Genomic DNA, 18,783 nt, shown 5'->3' with positions numbered 1-18,783 from the left:
GGATCAAGGCGTCTTCGCCGGCGCGAAACTCTTGTATCGCACGGCGGCGCGCCGCCACTCGTGGTTGATCGTGCGGCCGTCCGTTGCCAAGCCATTGGTCTGACGCACGTAGTCGATCATCTGCCAATAGAGGCGGTCGAATCCGGGGTCTCGCGCTCCTCCGAACACGATCGGGTGCCACACTGTGGATGTGCACCCGCCCGTATCACGCAATGAATCGAGCGTCTTCTTGATCCTGCCCCAGGCGTCGTTGGCGCTCAGTCTCATGTAGCTCTGCAGCGTGACATCCATCAAACCCAGGCCCAACTGCAGCACTCTGTAAGGCCGGTCGTTGCGGAGGTCATAGGGGAAGTACGGGAACGAAAATCCGGACCGCGCCCCGATGCGATCGGGGTATCCCATTGACATGTCGTAGGCAATGCCCGCCTTGTCCTGTGCAGTGAACAGCACGTCGTAGTCGAACGAAAGATAGTGCTGGCGCGAACCGATCGGATGGGCAATGCGCTTGGACAGAATTTGCACCTCGTCGAGATACCAATCCTCCTGGCTGGTTGACAGGTAACTCCCGTGCAGGCAGATCTCGGCGCCGTAGTCGAGAATCTCGCGCAGCTTGTCGCGGGTTCGAGCGGAATACACGTCGTAGTTGACATCGCGCGGATGGCGCCTGGACACGGCGATCTGGTACGAAGCTTTCACCCCGAGGCTTTGCTCCCGCGCCGGCAGATAGGGCAGGCAACCGTAGGGATCTCGACCGGAAGCAGTTGTCTTGACGAAGTTGAGCGCTGCAGTCGCCGCCTGTCCTGGACTGCGCTGCCGGATCAGGTGGCGAGCGATGGTCTTGACCCCCTGCTTCGTGATGTCCATCCAGCCCGACGGCAGAAAGTCGACATCGTGGGACAGGACCACGGCGTAGCTCGCGCCGCCTGGCCAACGAAACGTCGACCGCGCCAGACGAGCGAGCCCACCGAAGCGGAGATCGAATTGATGGAGCAGGAGGCGCAGGTATCGGTCCACGATGTCTTGTGGCACGTCGAGCCGCGCGAACTCGCTGTCACGGTACAAGTGCCGGTGATGAGCAGGGCCGGGTCCCACCCGCTCCGACCATGACGACAGGAAGTAGAAGGCATTCGCGACGATGTCGAAGGCGATCAGGCCAGGCTGCGAACGAATCGGAACCGCCGACGACAGGACGACCGGGATGCCATCGATCGTTGCTGACGCATCGGGAGGTAACGTGGCACACCCATCGAAGATCGCCCAAGCGGCCGAGTCGTGCGCCACGACGAGACAGGTGGCGGCGACCGGGATCGCCTCGCTCACCGACGCGTAAAGCAGCCACGGACCGTCAGAGGGCGGCTCGTCGACATAGACCGCGTCGATGCCGCGCGCGAGCAGCAGGGTGTCCAGCACGTAACGAACTCGATTGACGAAGCAATCGGCACAGCGCACGACGATTTGAAGCGTGAGCGGCATGGGTCGGGCTCGTCCTAACTCAGCGCCGCACGAACTCGAGGCGGCAGGACCGCCCGATCCCGAAGTAGAGCAAGTCCAACGCTTCGACTTTGCGTTGATCCCACAAGTTGCGGCCGTCTAGGACGACTTCAACTCCGCCACGTCGCCATGCGTCGAAGTCGGGTTCACCGAACTCCGGGTGCGCAGTGTTCAGGACGACGAGCGCGGCGTCACGTGCAATGCCAGGTTGAAAGCCAAGCGCCTTGAGTTCGACTTCGGAATAGTAAGGATCCTCCAGCGTCACGATCGCGCCGTGCTGCTGGAGATCGTCCCGCAAGGCGTACGCCGGACTGAAGGTGTCAACCTTCACGCCGGGCCGGAAACCGAGACCGAGAATATGCACGCGTCGGCCGCCCAATGAGCCCCAGAATCTTGCGATGCGATCCAGCTGACGTGACGGCTGCAGATCGTTGATTTCGCGCGCTGCCTCGGACAGGCGCTGCATCATCCCGAGCCGCCGCGACTCGCGAGTGAGGAAGTACGGGTAGACGGGCGTACAGTGGCCGCCGACGCCGATCCCCGGGACGAGCAGGTTGGCCTCTCCGTCTTCGTTTGCCGCGCCTCGTACCCGCTCGAAGTCCACGCCGGCCAATTCGCAGAACGCCGCCAGCTCGTTTGCCAGAGCGATATTCACGTCTCGATAGAGCATGCCGAGCAACTTCGTCATTTCTGCCGCTTCGAGGCTGCCGACATCCCGAACGGGTGCGCGCAGGTAGGTCGCATACATGTGCGTCACCAGCGCGCAGGATGCTGCGTCGAGCCCACCGACCACTTTCGGTGTCTGCTCGAGCCGCGCAAACACGAGGTTTGCCTTGACGCGCTCGGGGCTGTACGCGACCAGAAAGTCGCTACCTGCCTTCATGCCGCTCTCATTTTCGAGCACCGGAATCAGGTGCCGGCGAGTTCCGCCGACCGCGATCGTCGTTTCGTAAATCACGATGGCGCCGCGTTGCAGGCCCTTTCCGACCGCTGCGGACGCGGCGTGAAGGATACTGAGATCGATCTCACGATCCGCCGTCAGGTGTGCCGGAACGATGACGACGATCGCCTGCGCGGAGGCCACGGAGGCAGTGGTATCGCACGAGGCCCGCAAGGCTCCGCGCCGATGCAACATTTGCAGCAACTCCGCGAGTCCCGGTTCCTCGTAAGGGCAGTCGCCGCGATTGATTTCTTCGACGAGCGCCGAGTCGATATCGCAGACGGTCACAGACGCACCATTCTTCGCGAACGCACATGCCAGTGGCAAACCCATTCGTCCGCCACCCACAACGACAATGTTCACGATAAGGTCTCCCTTTCAAGTTCGTATCGATCCGATGTGAGGTCGGATTCGGCCGGGCGCGGTTGAAGCCTATCCTGACCGCTATCTCGCGATGCGAAGTTGGACTAGCGCATCGGCCGTGAAGAGTGGGAAAGCGGCGCTTTCAAGCGTGGGAAGGTAGTTCAGCGACATCTCTGATCCTTGGGCGAAGTGGTCAACAATCAGCCCTCGCCGACGGTGGAACTCGGTCACCGCTGATTCGTCTGCGGGCAGGCGGAACGGCTGGATCGTCCGGCCCTGCCGCCCGAAGTCATCGGCGCTGCCGCGCAGCTTGAAGTCGTACGCAATCCGACTCATGGCAGGAAGGTTGCGCGCAAGAAAGTCCAGAAACGCCGCGAAGCAGTTCTGGTCGATGTAGGGGCTGACGCCTTCCATCATGACCAGCACCATTCGCCACGGCCGGAGTGCCGCCTCCAATTGTGGCCAAGCCGAATCGTTCAAATCGATGGCCTGGTAGACAACCTGGTCAGCCGGCCACTTGCGTCCAGCGAGTTGCCGCTTCGTTTCGATCGCAGTGGCCTGATCGCACTCGATCACGTTGCAGCCCGCGCGCCGAAGTTCAGCGGCAAAGCGATGTGCCCGCGTGTCGCTGCCGCAGCCGATGTTCACGATGGCGTCGAAACCCAGCTCGATGGCCTTGCAAAAGACATCGTCGTAGTACTTCGTGCGCGCGAGCACGTAATAGTAGAAGGGATTGCGCCTTAGGTGGTCGAGTCGGAATACCCCTCGCACATGAGCTCCCACGATCTGCCCCGGCGATAGCAGCTCGTGAGACAGGTGGTCCGGGCTCCTGCATCCGCCAGATTCGTACCTGGACTGGATGTAGCGCAGCTGTCCGATCTTGACCATGTAGCTGAGGTTGGGGAGTTTCATGGACATCGGTCGTCGCTAGAAGACTGGTTAGGCACCGACTTGGGCTCGCAGCGCGAGCTCCTTGTTCGCGCGATAGGTGTCGATGAAACCCAAGGGCCCGAGGGCATAGGCCAGCGGCTTGTAGTAGTAGGGATCTTCGGGATGCAGCGCAATGCAACTGAAAGCCACCTTGATCGCGCGTACCCACTCCCCGGTATGCCGCAAGTCGAGAACGCTCACCATGAAATGCGAAACCAGATCGTTGTCGCGTAGCCGATTGCGCACGCGACGAGCCTCTGGCATCGGTGGCAAATTGGCGGGATCGAGGGGAATGTGCCGCCTTGCATGGACCTTCGCCACGGCCTGCCGCAGCATCTCGCAACGATGGGAAGGATCGCGCTTGGTCACGGTGTTCCAGTGCACTCGGTAGGAGTACAGGCATTCGCCGAGAACCATCAATGGGAACTGCTCCCCCACGCGCAGGACATAGTCGTATCCCTCGACGATCGGTAACGACTCGTCGTACTGGATGCCACGCACCGCACTGGCGCGATACATCGCCGTGGGATCGTGACCGGGCATGTGCATCCGGGCGATGTCCCAAGTGCAGCGGTCCACGTCCTTTGCCGAGAAGACTGGTGCCACCTTTCGATCGCGCAGTATCAGATCGAAGCCGCAAAATACTCCCGCAACGAGCGGATTCCGAACGAGGCAATCCAGCTGATGCGCAATTCGATCAGGGTGACTGATGTCGTCGGCGTCATGAACGGCGTAATACGCACCCGTCATGCGACGCAAGGCGGCGTTCAGGGCGGCGGGCTTTCCGCGATTCTCCTGTCGCAGGATCTCCAGACGCGGATCATGTAGATCTGCGACATGTGAGAAACAGTCGTCGGTGCTGCCGTCGTCGACAACGATGATTTCCAGATTGGCATAGCTTTGGTTGAGGACGCTCAGCAGAGCCTCGCGCAGATAGTGCCCCGCGTTGAACACGCAGACGACGACGGTGACGAGTGGCTTGTCGATCATGAAGGTCGAGTCTCCGGACTGAATCATCGGAGCTCCGGGTAACGCGACGTGCCGGGCAACTGAGTGGCGATTCTGTTCCGGACTTTTCTCGCATCAGTGCTCGAGGCGTCGACTGCCAGTAGCCGATGGGACAGCGTCGATATCGCCGCCAGTTGGAAGTACCAGACGACCGCGATCTGATCGAAGTACGTGATGCTGAACCAGTTCGCGACGTGGACGGTCAACGTACAGCCCAGACCCCAGAGCATCAGGCGAGCAGGCCGTTGACTGGTCAAGCTCTCGGACGCCTTGATCGCTTGACCCAAACGGCTGTACGCCAACGACAACAGGCAGATGAACAGGACCGCCGCGGGCAATCCTGCCTTGAGGCCGAAATCCAGGAATGTGTTGGTGATGTCGGCTGTGTCGGTCAACCCCAGCACATAGGGGAACCAGTCGCGCGTCTGCGAGACGGGCATGCCCGCCTGCCACCATAGATCGATGTCTCGATAAGCCATCGTCAGCAGGTGCGCGCGATGCCAGCCACTACCCCCGCTCAGGGAGCTGACTCGCTCGATCAAGGACCAGACGGGCGCGTTCATCGCCACAGCGAGCAAGCAGACGGTGGTGAGAAGCAGCCCTCTCAGCAGGTACATGCGCTGCCTCATCACCCAGCAGAGCCAGCCCAATATTCCCACCGCTACAGCACCGAGTGGGCCGCCGGAATTGGCCACGTAGACAACGTAGGTGCAAGCCAGCAACCCGAGCACCGCCGACTTCTTCGCGGTGCCCGAAACGAGTTGGGCGATGTAGAGCGGCATGAAGGCGGCGCCGAGCGTCCCCAACAGGGAAGGATTTCGAAAGCTCCCCATCACTCGAGGGCGGTCACCGCGAAGCTCGACCCAGGAGTGCCACGTTCCCAGCGCTGAGAACGGGTTCACCCCGGTGGTCGACTCGATCGAAAGCAGAATCAGAAACGGAACGATGATCACGACAAGCGCGCGCAGAAACCATTCAACTTCGTCCTGCTCGCGCAACAGCGCACGGAACGTGAAATAGCAGAGCGTTGCATCCACCGCGCCGCCGATGACCTCCAATTGTCCGGAATCGGATCGCAGCAAGAAAACTGAGAGCGTATAGCCGTAAACGCACAGGAACAGTGAGTCGAGCTTGTTCCAGGCGATCGCAGAAAGTTCGCCACGAGACACGATCCGTACCAGCGCCACCAACTCGAGCAAGCGGATGCCGGTCATGTTGACGCTCACGATCTCGATGGCTTGCTGCTGTGGAAGATACAGAACGGATGCCATCATCGCGAGCAGTGCGATACGGCGGTTCCCGAGCAGAAGGGGCGCGGCGATGACTGTAAAGATGACTGAGCCGAGTGCGTTCATCTAGGGTCTCGGTACCAACCTGATTCAACGCCAGAGACTGCTTCGAAACGAGAGCGCGCGCCACTGCTGGTCTTGTACGTATCGGATGAGGGCGGCGTCGGCCACGCGAGGAGCGCGCGTCAGGTACCCTCGGGCAAAGCCATAGAACAACCCGCAGCTCTCCAGAACCCCCTTTGGAAAGCGACGTGAAATCGCGCGCTTCATGCATTTCAGCAGCATAAAAAATGGGTGGTATCCGGATATGTAATTGGCCAAGCCGTTCTTCGTGAAGTTCGACCACGAGCCGTAGGCGTGACCGGTCGAACGGTGATGAACGATCGGTATGTCCTCCAAGGTCGCGGTCTTCCAGCCGAGCATGTTGGCCTTCATCTGGTCGATCGTGTCCCATCCCGGCGCCTTGACGAGACCGCCGATGGCTTCGAAGCATTCACGTCGGTAGATCTTCGTCGGACCGCGAACGTGGAATTGAGGCTCTCCGGGGAACTCCGTGACCAGATCCTCACCCTTGAATACGGAGCAAGTGCCACCGACGATGCCGAGTTGGCGATCGGACTCGAGCTTCTCGATGCATCGTTCGAAGTAGTCCGGTGCGAATGAGAGGTCACCATCCAGTTTGACGATGTACCTCCACGGGGCGGTGATGGCCTGGTAGCCCGCATAGAAGGCTTCGACGACTCCCGTCCCGGCTTGTCGAAAGCCGCGGTCACGGCGATGGATGGCCACAATCCACGGATGCTCCCGAGCTGCGGCATCGACGATCGCCGCGGTTCCGTCCGAGGAACCATCGTCCACCAGCAACCATTGCATTGGTCTGCACGACTGTGCGCACATCGAAGCAATCGTCAATGGCAGGTAATCACGCTCATTTCGAGTCGGTGATACGACGATGTAGGGTACGCATGGCGTGGCTGGTGTGACAGTCATGTTGACCTCGCCGCAGAACTCTGGCGTGCGATGGGCTGGCGTTGCCCAACCCAGTTCTCCATTCCCAGTCCCCACCTGAGTATCGCGACCCACTTTGCTACCGAAGTACGCCACGCAGGAAGACGATGCCGGGCCGCCGCAGCGGGAAGCCAAGCCAACAGGACAGTGAGCCGAGTCGCTGCAACAACAATCATTGCCATGCGATAGCCGAGCGCATAGAGCAGTCCTCTGCGCCTTTGCATCATCCTCATGACTGACTGCCGCATCAGGACGCTGCTGAACCGACTGTGCCCGGTCTTGGCGGTCTTGGTGCTACCGCCACCATGGTGGATCAGCTGGACGTGCGGTGCATAGTAGGTGAGGAGCCCGATCCGCCTTGTCTCGTAGCAGAGATCGATGTCCTCCGCATACATGAAGTAGTCGGCGCTGAATCCCCCAATCGATTCGAAGCATTCTTTTTTCATCACCATGCAGGCGCCGATCACGGCTTCGACAGCGACTGGTCCGGATTCGTTGTCGTAGGTGATGGCGCTTGTCCACAATGGCATGCGCGGGAACCGCCTCTGCATCGATGCCGAGTCAAACACCTGATTTGAAATCGTCGGAAAGGGCTGCACGCACGTCACCTGGAGCGATCGGTCGGAATTCAGCAACTTGCATCCAAGGATTCCGGCCAACGGCAGTTGCTTCAGGCATGCCACAAGAGGCGCGATCGTCGGCTGAAGGAGCTCGGTATCGGGATTGAGCAGCACCAGCACCGAACCGCGCGCGTGACGGACACCGATGTTGTTGGCCATTCCAAAGCCCACGTTCTCTTGACTCTGGATGAATCTCACGTAACCGAACTCGTGCGAGAGCATGTCGCCGCAACCGTCGAACGACCCCGAATCCACGACGATGATCTCGTGGTCGCGACTGGGCTCGTACTGTTCCAGCGAACGCAGGCACTTGCGCAGGAGGTCTTTCGACTCCCAGTTGACGATGATGATGGAGATCGTGACCACGTTTCAAGGTTAGTCAGACGTAGGGAGGCGCCTCGCTTTGTGAAGCGCGCTCATTGATCCACTACTTTCCGGAAGTAGTCGATCGTCTGCTTCAGTCCATCGACCAATGAAACCATCGGCTCCCAGTCGAGCTTTTCCTTTGCCAGAGTGATGTCGGGCTTTCGTTGGCGGGGATCGTCGGGCGGCAATGGCCGGAAGATGATCTTCGAGCGACTGTCTGTCAGCCCGATGACCATCTCCGCCAACTCGAGCATCGTGAACTCGCCTGGATTCCCGATGTTGACCGGGCCGGTGAAATCGCCCGGCGTGTCCATCATTCGCAGCATCGCGTCGATGAGATCGTCGACGTAGCAGAAGCTGCGCGTTTGCAACCCGTCGCCGTAAATGGAAATGTCCTGTCCGCGCAGTGCCTGGACGATGAAGTTGCTGACGACGCGCCCATCGTTAGGATGCATCCGCGGTCCGTAGGTGTTGAAGATGCGAACGACCTTGATTTCCAGGCTGAGCTGGCGGTGGTAGTCGAAGAACAAGGTTTCAGCGCAACGCTTACCTTCGTCGTAGCAGCTGCGAATTCCGATCGGATTGACGCGCCCCGAATAATCTTCCGGCTGCGGGTGCACCTCGGGATCGCCGTATACCTCGCTGGTCGAAGCTTGGAGAATGCGCGCCCGGATCCGCTTCGCGAGCCCGAGCATGTTGATCGCGCCGTGGACGCTGGTCTTGGTTGTCTGTACGGGATCCCTTTGATAGTGGATCGGCGACGCAGGGCAGGCAAGATTGAATATTCGATCAACTTCGACATACAACGGAAACGTCACGTCGTGCCGCATCAGTTCGAAGTGCGGATGGCCGAACAGATGGGCGACGTTGCGCTTGCTGCCGGTGTAGAAGTTGTCGACGCAGAGGACGTCATCACCGCGCTCGATCAGCCGGTCGCAAAGGTGCGACCCGAGAAAGCCCGCCCCGCCCGTTACCAGAACTCGTCGCATATTTCGATTCCTTCCACGCTCGTTGTCGATGACTTCACGTCTTGCGCCTTCGCGAGGCAAGGTACCGCGTCGGTGCGCGGCCTAGGCCGCGATGGTTTGCCGCGAGCGGTGCCACATCACGGCAGTTCCTACGACGTCCGCCAGCGACGTGTACTTGGGAACCCATCCGAGCACGGCGCGCGCGAGCGCCGGATTGGCGACCAGCACTGGCGGATCCCCGGATCTCCGGGGGGCATTTCCGCGTGGAACGAGCACGCCCATGGCCCGTTCGACCGCGGCGATTACCTCTAGCACCGAGTGGCCGTGGCCAGTGCCGAGGTTGAGCGCCGCGGTACCCTTTCCCGAGCTGAGGTGCCCGAGGGCCAACACGTGCGCGTCAGCCAGATCAGTCACGTGCGTGTAATCGCGTACCGCAGTGCCGTCCGGCGTCGGATAGTCGGTCCCTAGGACTTGAACATGACTGCGCTGTCCGAGCGCGGACTGGATGACGGATGGAATCAGGTGTGTTTCCGGATCGTGATCCTCACCCAGATCACCTTCGGGATCGGCACCCGCAGCGTTGAAGTAGCGCAGCGACACGCTGTCGATGCCGTAAGCATGTCCGTAGTCCCGAAGAATCTGCTCCACCATCAGCTTGCTGCGACCGTACGGGTTGATCGGGCGCTGGGGGTGGTCTTCGGAAATCAAGCCTGCCTCCGGAATTCCGTAAGTCGAACAGGTGCTCGAGAACACGATGTGCTTGCAACCTTGCTGCCGCATCGCGTCGAGCAGATTCAATGTGTTCGCCACGTTGTTTCGGTAGTACTTGTCCGGTGAGTGCACCGATTCACCGACGTACGCGAAGGCAGCAAAGTGAAGGACGGCGACGGGTCGATGCTCGAACGCGACCTTCAAGACCTCCGGTTCGCCGATGTCACCCACGATGAGAGGCCCCCATTGGGCAGCCGAACGATGGCCGCTCACCAGGCTGTCCACGGTGATGGGCAAATAGCCCGCGCGAGACAGCGCCTTGCAAGCGTGACTGCCGACATATCCGGCCCCGCCGGTCACAAGTACGGGTATGGGCTTCATGTTGTGACTTTCGTTCGGAGGGCTCGCGGGTCATTGAGATGCGTCGCTGCAGAGAAGGCCGGCACGAACGCGAGCGCTCTTGGGATGACTGGCCACCGAGCAGCCGCGAAAAGTGGCGACAGCACTCGCGCGTGCTTGCGCGGTGCGACCAGGTCGTCAGCGGAAGTTGAGCCGGCGGTCATGCTGACTTTCCATCACTGCGCCAGAGGGTTGACGCCAGCCTCGCGAGTGGTCCGACAAGGCTTGCGAGAAACAAACGCCAGGTCTGGGACCCGAGCGCATCGATGCGCAGCGCAGAAAGCGAGAAGGAGCGAGCCATGCCAAAGTCACCCACGTACTTGGCGGCGAAGGCGGAGTGACGGAGATTGGCCAACCTTGAAATGGGGTCTCCGTGGTGCGAACGCCCGTCGGCCATGGCGTTGAACAAGCCGAGACCTACGTCATCGTCCGTTGTCTCGCAGTTGGTGACAGGGATAGGCCTTGGTTGATGAAGCAGCGCTGCCGCCGACAAATACACGCGATTCAAGTGCATTTTCCAGGCGGGTCCTACGTGATGCTTCAGCAATCTCTCGCGGAGCGTGTGGCCGAACGCGCGACGAGTGTCTGGGTCTCGGGCGAGGGTGCGGATCCGCGCGCAATACTCATCTTCGCTCGCGGGGTTGTCGAGGATGTCTTCGAGGGAGTCGTTATGCGCAATCAGAAGATTCGTGAGCGGCTTGCAGGCAGGCACCACGGGGATCCCGAAAAGAGCAGCTTCGAGAAGCGATGTGTTCGAGCCAAATGGAAATGACTCAATATAGATGTCGCATGCAGCCCTGTAGCCGGTGGTGTCGACCACGGTGCCGACGCAGTGGATTCGAGGGTGCACAGACCTTCCCAATTGATGCGCCATGCCCTCCGGGGTCTCGCCGATGACATAGAGATGAAGGCGGGAGTCCGCATTCAGCAGGTTCTCTACGGTCGCCATGAAGTTCTGTCCAGCGCAGGGTCGGAATTTGATTGCCCGGGCGACCGTCAGGAGCATCACATCATCGGCTTCAAGGCAAAGTTCTCGGCGCTGGGCTGTGCGGTCTATATTGTTGATTGGCGAGGTCAGAGGAATTGGAAGAAGCGCAGTGCGAGGAACGTATCGGCGTCTCACCGTAAATTCTCTGGTGATCGAGCGAAGGTCAATGCAGATGTCTGCAACGGAACTGCCAAGCCAAAACGAGTGATCGGCATGATTGAGAATGGCGACAGAAGGTCCGCCATCCGCGGAGAACGCGAGCGTGGGGATGACGTCGGCACCCGAGTGATGTATGACTACCAAGTCGGCAAGGCTGTACGCGTAGGAACGCAGGCGCGACGCGTTGTGGCAATACGTTTCGGATTGGTCAAGAACCAGCAAGTGGCCATCAGAAAGCCTGACGTCTCGTAAGAGCCAATCGGGAATTGGAGTGCGCTCTTGCCGAGTCAGTGCGATTGAATGCTCGTTGTCGCTGTCTTCGGCGATCCACCGATGCAGCATGCGAGTGTGTCCTCCCACCTCCAAGACCTGTGTGGCGACGTGCAGAACTCGAAGCGGACCGCCCGAGGGGCGCGGCCGCTCACACAGCGGCTCAAATTCGATCTTCGTTCGACCGATATTAAGAAGCAGATTCTCCAACGCGCCGTCCGAGAATCGTCCACCATGAAAGCCTGTAGCAAACGATGCTGCGGCACCGATCGCCGCGATCGTCTTCTCCGTGTCATTCGTTCGCTGCGTCTCTGCAATGCGTTCGAGCATTCTTTGATAGATCGCGTCATTCGAGCGCACATACGCACGTCGCAGATCATTCCTCGCATGGTCACCTGAACCGTCGGCGATCCGGTGCACAGCCTCTGCAATCAGTACGCGCTCGGAGCATCCGGACGGAAGACGACTCATGGCAACTTCACCCCTGGCGCGCCACTTGGTGCCCTGTCGCGTCGATGCCAGTAGATCAGGCGACGAAGTCTCTTCGGCACCCTGTCGGGCGGTACAAGAGTTGCAATGTTTCGAATCGAGTAGGCACAAGCGCCCAATGCGGTGAAGGCTCCAATTGAGTTGGCCACATAGTTCGGCAGAACTGCATAGCCAACCGTCACGCCACACATCGATCCGACGAGCAGGATGCTGGATCGGACATTGTCGGGATCCCAACGCAGGCCCGAGATTCGTCGGGCGATGGGGTAGATGATTGCCACATGGAAAACGTAAGAGAGAAAGAATGCAACTCCAACGCCTACGATTCCCCAAGCCTTGACAAGGACGAATGTGGACCCGACGTTGACAACCACCCAGGCGAGTTCGGTGAGAATGAACATGAGCTGGTGATTGCGAGAGACGATGATGTAGCCCATGGGCCAAGAAATGATGCGCAGGGCCATGCCCATGCAAATCCAGCGAAGTACCTCAGCTGCGGGTGCAAAGTCGGATGTGTAAAAGGCGGAGACGCAGACAGGGGCGAATACAAGGGTGGCAATTACTCCCGGTGCTGCCAGCAAGATGCTGACGCGGGTCTGCTCATTGACGAGGCGATTGGTGTCCCTGTTGCTTTCAGCCGCTCCCACCAACCGGGGATAAAAATCAGCGCCCATCGCGGAAAGAATGAAGCCGACGTACAAGCCTCCGAGCGTCCACGCGGCCTGATAGATTCCTGCGGCTTCGAGACCTTGCTCCTTGATCACTATCACGCGAACCGCATAGGTCGCTCCTGTCATCAATAGCCCGCTCACCAGGAATGCCAAGCCAAGCCGAAGAAGGTTGGCGGTCTCGAGGCGGATGTGCCGCGCGCTCGCGTTAAGTGGCGCTACCTGGACGCGTCGGCTGTAAGCCCAAAGAATGACCGTAGAGCCTGCTGCGCCGAGCACAAGCGCAAGCGCCAGCCCTTGGTCTCCCCGCCAGTAGACCGCGCCGATCATGAGAGCCGAGCCGACGAGTGTGCCGATGATTCCTCCGCGCGCGATATCTCCGATTCGCCGCATCCCCTGCAGAAGGGCCGCCTGAGCATCACTCATCATCCGAAAGAAGACCACCAATCCGAGAAGTGCGACGGCGCTGGCCTGAACTTCACTTCCAAAGGTCAGTTGGGAGACGGGACGTGAAGCGAAGGCCAACCCGACTGCTCCGAGCACACCGAGAACCAGAGCGGTACGGCGCATCACGACAACGGTCAAGGCAATCTTCTGCAAGTCACCCGTGCCGTTAGAGGCGGCGATTTGTCTTACGCCGCTGCTGCTGATTCCAAGTGCGGCCCAGCTGCGCGCCATCTCGGCAATTACCGTGAAGGATGCCAACAGCCCGAAGCCAGCCGGACCGAGCATGACTGCCAGCAACTTGGTGCGGACGATTGAAATCGCAACGTTGACAATCGAGGACCCGCCGATCAGAACGGACGATACGAGTATTTGGACATAGGAGCGCGACGCCGCATCTTGTTCGTCAGGGGTAGTGTTCAATGCGTCGTCGGCATCTGCCGAGGCTGCCGCTGCCTCTGTGGCAGATTTGCCGGTGATCGAGGCACTCATGTTGCCCTTTCGGCGCCCTGTTCAGCGAGGCTGGCGTGAAGGGCGCCTGATGGCTCAGGAGGTTCGGGTCTGCAAAGTTCAGTCAATGCCCTGACAACTTGCCTCTGCTGAAGGTCCGATAGACCTGGAAATATGGGTAGCAGAATGCAGTGATCCTGCACGTCCTCAGAGTGCGGCAAAGGCGCGCCAAGTCTCAAAAAGTCATACGCAGGCTCGCGATGCGCACACATGATCGCCCTGCGAGAGCCGATCTGTCGGTCGAGCAACGACTGCATGACCTCGATCTGTTCGCAATGCTGCGGCAGGCGCACGCAGTAGCTCTGCCAGTTTGAGCGAAGGTGGGACGGCTCGCAAGGTGCTGACACACCAGGGACGGATTGGAGCATCGCTGCGTAGCGCGAGGCAAGTCGGCGGCGATCGACGATGATTTCGGGCAGGCGCCTGAGTTGCTCGCGACCTATCGCCGCCTGAATATCTGTCATGCGGTAGTTGAAACCTACCGTCGGATAGGATTCGAAGATGACCTGATCAGACCCGTGGCGAACGGTGTCCGGGACGCTCATGGCATGCTGACGCAGTAGCCGAAACTGCGCATCCCACTCCGCACGTTTTGTGGTGAGCATCCCGCCGTCACCGGTGCTGATCACCTTGCGCGGGTGAAACGAGAAACACGCCACGTCGCCGTGCGGCTTGCCGATCTTTTCCCACTCTCCGTTCCATTGGATCTCGCTGCCGATTGCGCACGCGGCATCCTCGATCAGCGGCAGGCCATGCTTCCGCGCGATCGGCACGATGCGGGCGAGGTCGCACGGCATGCCGATCTGGTGGACGCACAGGATCGCACGGGTCTTCGGGGTGATGGCCGGCTCGATCAGCGCCGGATCGATGTTGAAGGTGTCGGGCTCGATGTCGACGAACACCGGCGTCGCGCCGCAGTAGCGGATGCTGTTGGCGGTGGCGATGTACGAGTGGCTGACGGTGATGACCTCGTCACCGGGCTTGACGCCCGCCACCAGCAGGGCCAGGTGCAGGGCGGTGGTGCAGTTCGAGACGGCGCAGGCGTGCGGTGCGCCGACGTATTCGGCGAACTCCTTCTCGAACGCCGCCACCTCCGGACCTTGTGTGATCCAGCCGCTGAGGATCACGCGGCGCGCCGCGTCGGCTTCGGCCTCGCCCATCACCGGCTTGGCGATCGGGATCATGCGTGCGCCTCGAACTGCCGGGCCTCGTGCCACCACGCCACGAGCCGCCGCAGGCCATCGCTCAACCCCACCTGGGCGCGGAACCCGAGCATGCGTTCGGCCTTGGTCGTGTCGGCCAGGCGGCGCGACACCGGGTTGATGCTGCGTTCCGGGCCGTGGACCGGGGTCAGGTCGCTGCGGTCCATCGCCGCGGAGAGCGCGGCGGCCAGGTCTCGCAGCGAGGTCTCGGTGCCGCTGGCGACGTTGAAGGCCTCGGCCGGCGCGTCCGCACATAGCGCGAGCACGTTGGCGCGCGCAACGTCGTCGATGTAGATGAAATCCATCGTCTGCAGGCCATTTCCCAGGATCAGCGGCGGCTGTCCGCCAGCAAGGCGCTCCATCCAGCGGATCAGCACCTCGGTGTACTTGCCGTGGATGTCCATGCGCGGGCCGTAGACGTTGAAGTAGCGCATCGCCGCGAACGACAGGCCGTGCATCGCGTGGTACGAGCGCAGCAGGCCTTCTAGCATCACCTTGCTCGTGCCGTACCAGGTGGCGTCGTTGTAGGGGTGGTGGTCTTCGCGGGTCGGAAACGAGTCGGCCAGGCCGTAGATCGAGGCCGACGACGCGGCCACGACGCGTTTCACGCCCGCCTTCTGCGCCGCGTCGACGACGTTGAAGCTGCCATCGCACATCACCTGCAGCGCGCGGCGCGGGTCCGCCGCGCAGGCGGTGATGCGCAGGGCGGCGAGGTGGATCACCGCGTCGATGCCGGCGCTCGCGTCGCGCACCGTGGCCGCATCGCAGATGTCGCCCCGCACGAAGGTGACGCGGGGGTCGTGCAGCGCGTGTTCGAGGTTGGCGCGCGAGCCGCGCACCAGGTCGTCGAGGATCACGATCTCGCGCGGGTCGTGCTCGTGCAAGAGCAGGTCGACCGTGGTCGAGCCGATCAGCCCGGCTCCGCCGGTAACGAGGATGCGTGCGCCGTCGATTTTCATGGTCGGTCGGTCTCGTTCGTTGTCGGGTCTTCGCGCCCGGGTGTCAGACCGCGCCTTCGCAGCGCGCGACCACGAGCACGGTGCGAAGCAGGATCCGGATGTCGAGCGCGAGCGAGCACTCGCGGCAGTAGCGCAGGTCCATCCGCACCATGTCGTTGAACGTCACGCGGCTGCGGCCTTCGACCTGCCACAGGCCGGTGATGCCGGGCTTCAGGTCGAGGACGCGGCGCAGGTGCCACGGCTGGTATTGCGCCGCCTCGTACGGAATCGGCGGGCGCGGGCCGACCAGGCTCATCTCGCCCTTCAGCACGTTGAAGAGCTGCGGCAACTCGTCGATGCTGGTCTTGCGGATCAGGCGGCCGATCCACGTCACGCGCGGGTCGTGCTGGAGCTTGTAGGGGGCGCCCGAGCCGGCGGCGCCGGCCGGCACCGCGTCCTTGATCAGGCTCGCGACATAGGCGCGGTGGATCGCGTCGTCGGCGCGCGGAATCATCGAGCGGAACTTGTAGAACGTGAAGGGCACGCCGCCCTTGCCGAGGCGGGTCTGACGGAAGATCACCTCTCCTTGCGAGGTCGTCGCGATGACCAGCGCGACGACGAGCATCAACGGGGCGAAGAAGATGAGTGCAAGCGAGGCGCCCACGATGTCGAGCAGGCGTTTGGCCGCATAGGTGCCGTTGCTGGGCCGCGCGCCGTCCCGGGCGATGAACGGGGCTGCCGCCGGCCGCGGCCGCGTGCCGTTGCCCAGGCTCTCGAACAGCGCGTCCGGGTAGGTCGCGGCTTCGACGTCCAGGGTGGCGCTGCCGCATTGCGTGCGCACCTTGTCCATGAAGGCCTGCATGCCGGTTTCGTCGGTGTCCGGGCAGAGCACCGCCACGGCCCGGTCCTGCTGCAGGCCGATGATGTCGGTCGCGCGGGTCGTGCGGTGCAGCAGCTCGAGGAGGCCGTCTGCGCCGAATGCGTCGTCCAGTCGGGTGTCGTCGATGCGGAACACCAGCAGCGACAGCGGTGTGTGCGAGCGCTCGGCGCGGCGCGTCTCGCGCGTCACGTCCTTCAGGAAGTCGTTGCTCGGCAACGTGGTGCGCGCCCGACCGGCATCCGGCGGCGGCTGACGATCCCGCTCCACCGCACGCAGGCGGCGTGAGGGGCGCAGGCGGCCGGCGACGTTGAGCACCGTCGCGCCCTCGTGAGACGGCATCGCGTCGCTCGCCGGGGGGAGGAGCGGCGATCGCTCCGTCAGGCTGGGGTTGGCGGTGGCGGCTTGGGCGTCAGGCATGTGGTCGACCTCGTTGCCCGCAGGATGCGCGAAGCGCCTCCGGTCCCATTGCGTTTTCGCAAGCGTGAGACGCGGGTGCCCCCATACAACTGAGTCCGGGCCGTCGCTCTATGGGAGTTCGACGGACTCGAGGCATCGCAGGCGGTCAGCGCCCGCGGAAAGGCAGTCACGCAGTGGACAACCCGATCGAGGCGTTCGTCGCGAACGTTCGGCACATCGCGCAGCAGGTGCTCAAGCGGCGCCGGCTCGCGCTCGGGGTCAGCACCGTGGTGGCCGTGCTGGGCGCGGTCGCCGTCCAGTTCGTGCCCAACCGCTACCAGGCCACCGCGCGGATCTTCGTCGACACCCAGACGGTCCTCAAGCCGCTGATGACCGGCCTGACCTACCAGCCCGACATCGATCAACAGGTCGCCATGCTCGCCCGCACCCTGATCTCGCGCGCCAACGTCGAGAAGCTCATGGAGCGCCCCGACCTGAACCTGGGCGAGACCGACCCGGCGAAGCGCGAGGCCACGGCCTTGCGCCTGATGGAGCGGATCAAGATCGTGCCGACCGCGTCGAGCAACCTGTTCGAGATCACCTACCGTGGCACGGCGCCGGCCGACGCGCGCAACGTGGTTCAGGCGACCGTCGACCTGTTCATGAACTCCGGGACCGGTTCCAAGAAGCGCGACTCGCAGGAAGCGGCCCGTTTCATCGACGAGCAGATCGCCGTGTACGAGGTCAAGCTGACCGACGCCGAGAATCGGTTGAAGGACTTCAAGGTCCGCAATTTCGGCGTCTCCGGCGTGTCCAACCAGGACTACTTCCTGCGCATCTCGACGCTCGGCGAGGAGGTGAGCAAGCTGCGGGTCGAACTGAACGCCGCGGAACAGGCGCGCAACACGTACCGGCGCGAGCTCGAGTCGGAAGACCCGCAACTGCCCGCGGAGATGCTGGCGCGCGGGAGTGGCGGCGACGGTGAATCGCGTCTCGACGAGCAGCGCCGCCGGCTCGACGACCTGTTGCGCCGCTACACCGAAGCGCACCCCGACGTGCTGAGTACGCGCCGCACGATCGCCGAGATCGAGGCCGAGAATCGCGCCCGCAAGGAGGCCGCGACCCGCCTGGGCATCAAGCAAGGGAAGGCGGCGACCAGCCCGGTCTACCAGAAGTTGCGCGTCTCGCTGGCCGAGAACGAGGTGCAGGTCGCGTCGCTGAGATCGCAGCTCGCCGCGCAGCAGGCGCGCCTGGAGCAGACGCGGGCGATGGCAGGGCGTCTGCCGCAGGTCGAGGCGGAGCTGGCGCAGCTCAATCGCGATTACGACGTGATCCGCAAGAACTACGAGGTGCTGGTCGCGCGGCGCGAGTCGGCCACGCTGGGCGAACGGCTCGACGAATCGTCCCAGCTCGCCGAGTTCCGCCTGATCGAACCGGCGCGGACCGCGGCGCAGCCCGTGTTCCCGGCGCGCATCCACTTCGCGGTGCTGGCCCTGCTCGTGTCGCTCGTCGCCGGGGGTGCCGCCGCCGTGCTGGCGGACATGATGCACCCGACCTTCGAAGACACCGATTCGCTGCGCCAGTTCTCGGGTCGACCCGTGCTGGGCTCGCTGTCCGTCCAGGGTGCGATGGGCGATGCCCGGACGGCGGGTCTCCCGTCGTTCTGGGCGTTGCTGGCGCTGTTGGTCGTCGCCCAGGTCCTGTGGGTCGCGTGGATGGCCACCCGGGCCCCGGTGCAGTGAGAGC

15 protein-coding genes are annotated in these 18,783 nt (G+C 62.3%); 1 reads left to right on the top strand and 14 read right to left on the bottom strand.

Going from position 1 to position 18,783, the window contains the following annotated elements:
* Positions 1-3: 3 nt before the first annotated feature.
* The 14 genes from ASC76_RS06170 to ASC76_RS25850 all read right to left on the bottom strand — a co-directional run bounded on the left by ASC76_RS06170 (position 4) and on the right by ASC76_RS25850 (position 17,058).
* Positions 4-1,473: a polysaccharide deacetylase family protein gene (locus ASC76_RS06170; RefSeq protein WP_056464009.1), complete on the bottom strand. Its 1,470-nt coding sequence runs from the start codon at positions 1,471-1,473 to the stop codon at positions 4-6.
* 19 nt (positions 1,474-1,492) lie between these two features.
* Positions 1,493-2,794: a nucleotide sugar dehydrogenase gene (locus tag ASC76_RS06165; protein ID WP_056464007.1), complete on the bottom strand. Its 1,302-nt coding sequence runs from the start codon at positions 2,792-2,794 to the stop codon at positions 1,493-1,495.
* An 81-nt stretch (positions 2,795-2,875) separates the two neighbouring features.
* Positions 2,876-3,706 carry a class I SAM-dependent methyltransferase gene (locus ASC76_RS06160; protein WP_162247064.1) on the bottom strand — a complete coding sequence of 277 codons (831 nt, stop codon included), beginning with the start codon at positions 3,704-3,706 and terminating at the stop codon, positions 2,876-2,878.
* Positions 3,707-3,733: 27 nt separating this feature from the next.
* On the bottom strand, positions 3,734-4,714 hold the full coding sequence (locus tag ASC76_RS06155) for a glycosyltransferase family A protein (protein ID WP_162247063.1): 981 nt from the start codon (positions 4,712-4,714) through the stop codon (positions 3,734-3,736).
* A 23-nt stretch (positions 4,715-4,737) separates the two neighbouring features.
* A complete protein-coding gene (locus ASC76_RS06150; protein ID WP_056464001.1) occupies positions 4,738-6,087 on the bottom strand; it encodes a hypothetical protein in 1,350 nt (449 codons plus the stop codon).
* A 24-nt stretch (positions 6,088-6,111) separates the two neighbouring features.
* The gene (locus ASC76_RS06145) at positions 6,112-7,011 is read right to left on the bottom strand and encodes a glycosyltransferase family A protein (protein ID WP_056463999.1); all 900 of its coding nucleotides are present in this window, start codon (positions 7,009-7,011) and stop codon (positions 6,112-6,114) included.
* On the bottom strand, positions 7,008-8,015 hold the full coding sequence (locus ASC76_RS06140) for a glycosyltransferase family 2 protein (protein ID WP_056463998.1): 1,008 nt from the start codon (positions 8,013-8,015) through the stop codon (positions 7,008-7,010). The genes ASC76_RS06145 and ASC76_RS06140 overlap by 4 nt, the downstream gene beginning before the upstream one ends.
* Before the next feature lie 50 nt (positions 8,016-8,065).
* A complete protein-coding gene (locus tag ASC76_RS06135) occupies positions 8,066-9,004 on the bottom strand; it encodes a UDP-glucuronic acid decarboxylase family protein (protein ID WP_056463996.1) in 939 nt (312 codons plus the stop codon).
* Positions 9,005-9,085: 81 nt separating this feature from the next.
* Positions 9,086-10,066 (bottom strand): UDP-glucose 4-epimerase GalE, encoded by a 981-nt coding sequence (gene galE / locus ASC76_RS06130; protein WP_200947140.1) that lies wholly within the window; start codon positions 10,064-10,066, stop codon positions 9,086-9,088.
* Positions 10,067-10,253: 187 nt separating this feature from the next.
* Entirely contained in the window at positions 10,254-11,981 is a 1,728-nt protein-coding gene (locus ASC76_RS25075; RefSeq protein WP_157615348.1) for a glycosyltransferase, read from the bottom strand.
* Positions 11,978-13,603 carry an O-antigen translocase gene (locus ASC76_RS06120; protein ID WP_082548827.1) on the bottom strand — a complete coding sequence of 542 codons (1,626 nt, stop codon included), beginning with the start codon at positions 13,601-13,603 and terminating at the stop codon, positions 11,978-11,980. Before ASC76_RS06120 ends, ASC76_RS25075 begins: the two co-directional genes overlap by 4 nt.
* On the bottom strand, positions 13,600-14,805 hold the full coding sequence (locus ASC76_RS06115; RefSeq protein ID WP_082548826.1) for a DegT/DnrJ/EryC1/StrS aminotransferase family protein: 1,206 nt from the start codon (positions 14,803-14,805) through the stop codon (positions 13,600-13,602). The genes ASC76_RS06120 and ASC76_RS06115 overlap by 4 nt, the downstream gene beginning before the upstream one ends.
* Positions 14,802-15,782: an NAD-dependent epimerase/dehydratase family protein gene (locus ASC76_RS06110; RefSeq protein WP_056463988.1), complete on the bottom strand. Its 981-nt coding sequence runs from the start codon at positions 15,780-15,782 to the stop codon at positions 14,802-14,804. The genes ASC76_RS06115 and ASC76_RS06110 overlap by 4 nt, the downstream gene beginning before the upstream one ends.
* 43 nt (positions 15,783-15,825) lie before the next feature.
* Complete coding sequence (locus tag ASC76_RS25850) at positions 15,826-17,058, bottom strand: sugar transferase (RefSeq protein WP_200947110.1); 1,233 nt, start codon at positions 17,056-17,058, stop codon at positions 15,826-15,828.
* Between the two features lie 173 nt (positions 17,059-17,231).
* On the opposite strand from ASC76_RS25850, the gene ASC76_RS06100 reads away from it, so the two are divergent.
* The gene (locus ASC76_RS06100; RefSeq protein WP_056463986.1) at positions 17,232-18,779 is read left to right on the top strand and encodes an XrtA system polysaccharide chain length determinant; all 1,548 of its coding nucleotides are present in this window, start codon (positions 17,232-17,234) and stop codon (positions 18,777-18,779) included.
* The last annotated feature ends 4 nt before the right edge of the window (positions 18,780-18,783 follow it).

The organism is Rhizobacter sp. Root404 (assembly GCF_001425865.1).
Classification (GTDB): domain Bacteria; phylum Pseudomonadota; class Gammaproteobacteria; order Burkholderiales; family Burkholderiaceae_C; genus LMDS01.
The sequence above is the reverse complement of the archived record's forward strand: the minus strand, read 5'-3'. Positions and strand labels throughout refer to the sequence as shown.

Bases quoted from the DNA above. Each gene is read 5' to 3' on its own strand.
- ASC76_RS06135 (WP_056463996.1), bottom strand. From the start codon at position 9,004: ATGCGACGAGTTCTGGTAACGGGCGGGGCGGGCTTTCTCGGGTCGCAC.
- ASC76_RS06150 (WP_056464001.1), bottom strand. From the start codon at position 6,087: ATGAACGCACTCGGCTCAGTCATCTTTACAGTCATCGCCGCGCCCCTT.
- ASC76_RS06110 (WP_056463988.1), bottom strand. From the start codon at position 15,782: ATGAAAATCGACGGCGCACGCATCCTCGTTACCGGCGGAGCCGGGCTG.
- ASC76_RS06115 (WP_082548826.1), bottom strand. From the start codon at position 14,805: ATGATCCCGATCGCCAAGCCGGTGATGGGCGAGGCCGAAGCCGACGCG.
- ASC76_RS06160 (WP_162247064.1), bottom strand. From the start codon at position 3,706: ATGAAACTCCCCAACCTCAGCTACATGGTCAAGATCGGACAGCTGCGC.
- ASC76_RS06155 (WP_162247063.1), bottom strand. From the start codon at position 4,714: ATGATCGACAAGCCACTCGTCACCGTCGTCGTCTGCGTGTTCAACGCG.
- ASC76_RS06120 (WP_082548827.1), bottom strand. From the start codon at position 13,603: ATGAGTGCCTCGATCACCGGCAAATCTGCCACAGAGGCAGCGGCAGCC.
- ASC76_RS25075 (WP_157615348.1), bottom strand. From the start codon at position 11,981: ATGAGTCGTCTTCCGTCCGGATGCTCCGAGCGCGTACTGATTGCAGAG.
- ASC76_RS06170 (WP_056464009.1), bottom strand. From the start codon at position 1,473: ATGCCGCTCACGCTTCAAATCGTCGTGCGCTGTGCCGATTGCTTCGTC.
- ASC76_RS25850 (WP_200947110.1), bottom strand. From the start codon at position 17,058: ATGCCTGACGCCCAAGCCGCCACCGCCAACCCCAGCCTGACGGAGCGA.
- ASC76_RS06145 (WP_056463999.1), bottom strand. From the start codon at position 7,011: ATGACTGTCACACCAGCCACGCCATGCGTACCCTACATCGTCGTATCA.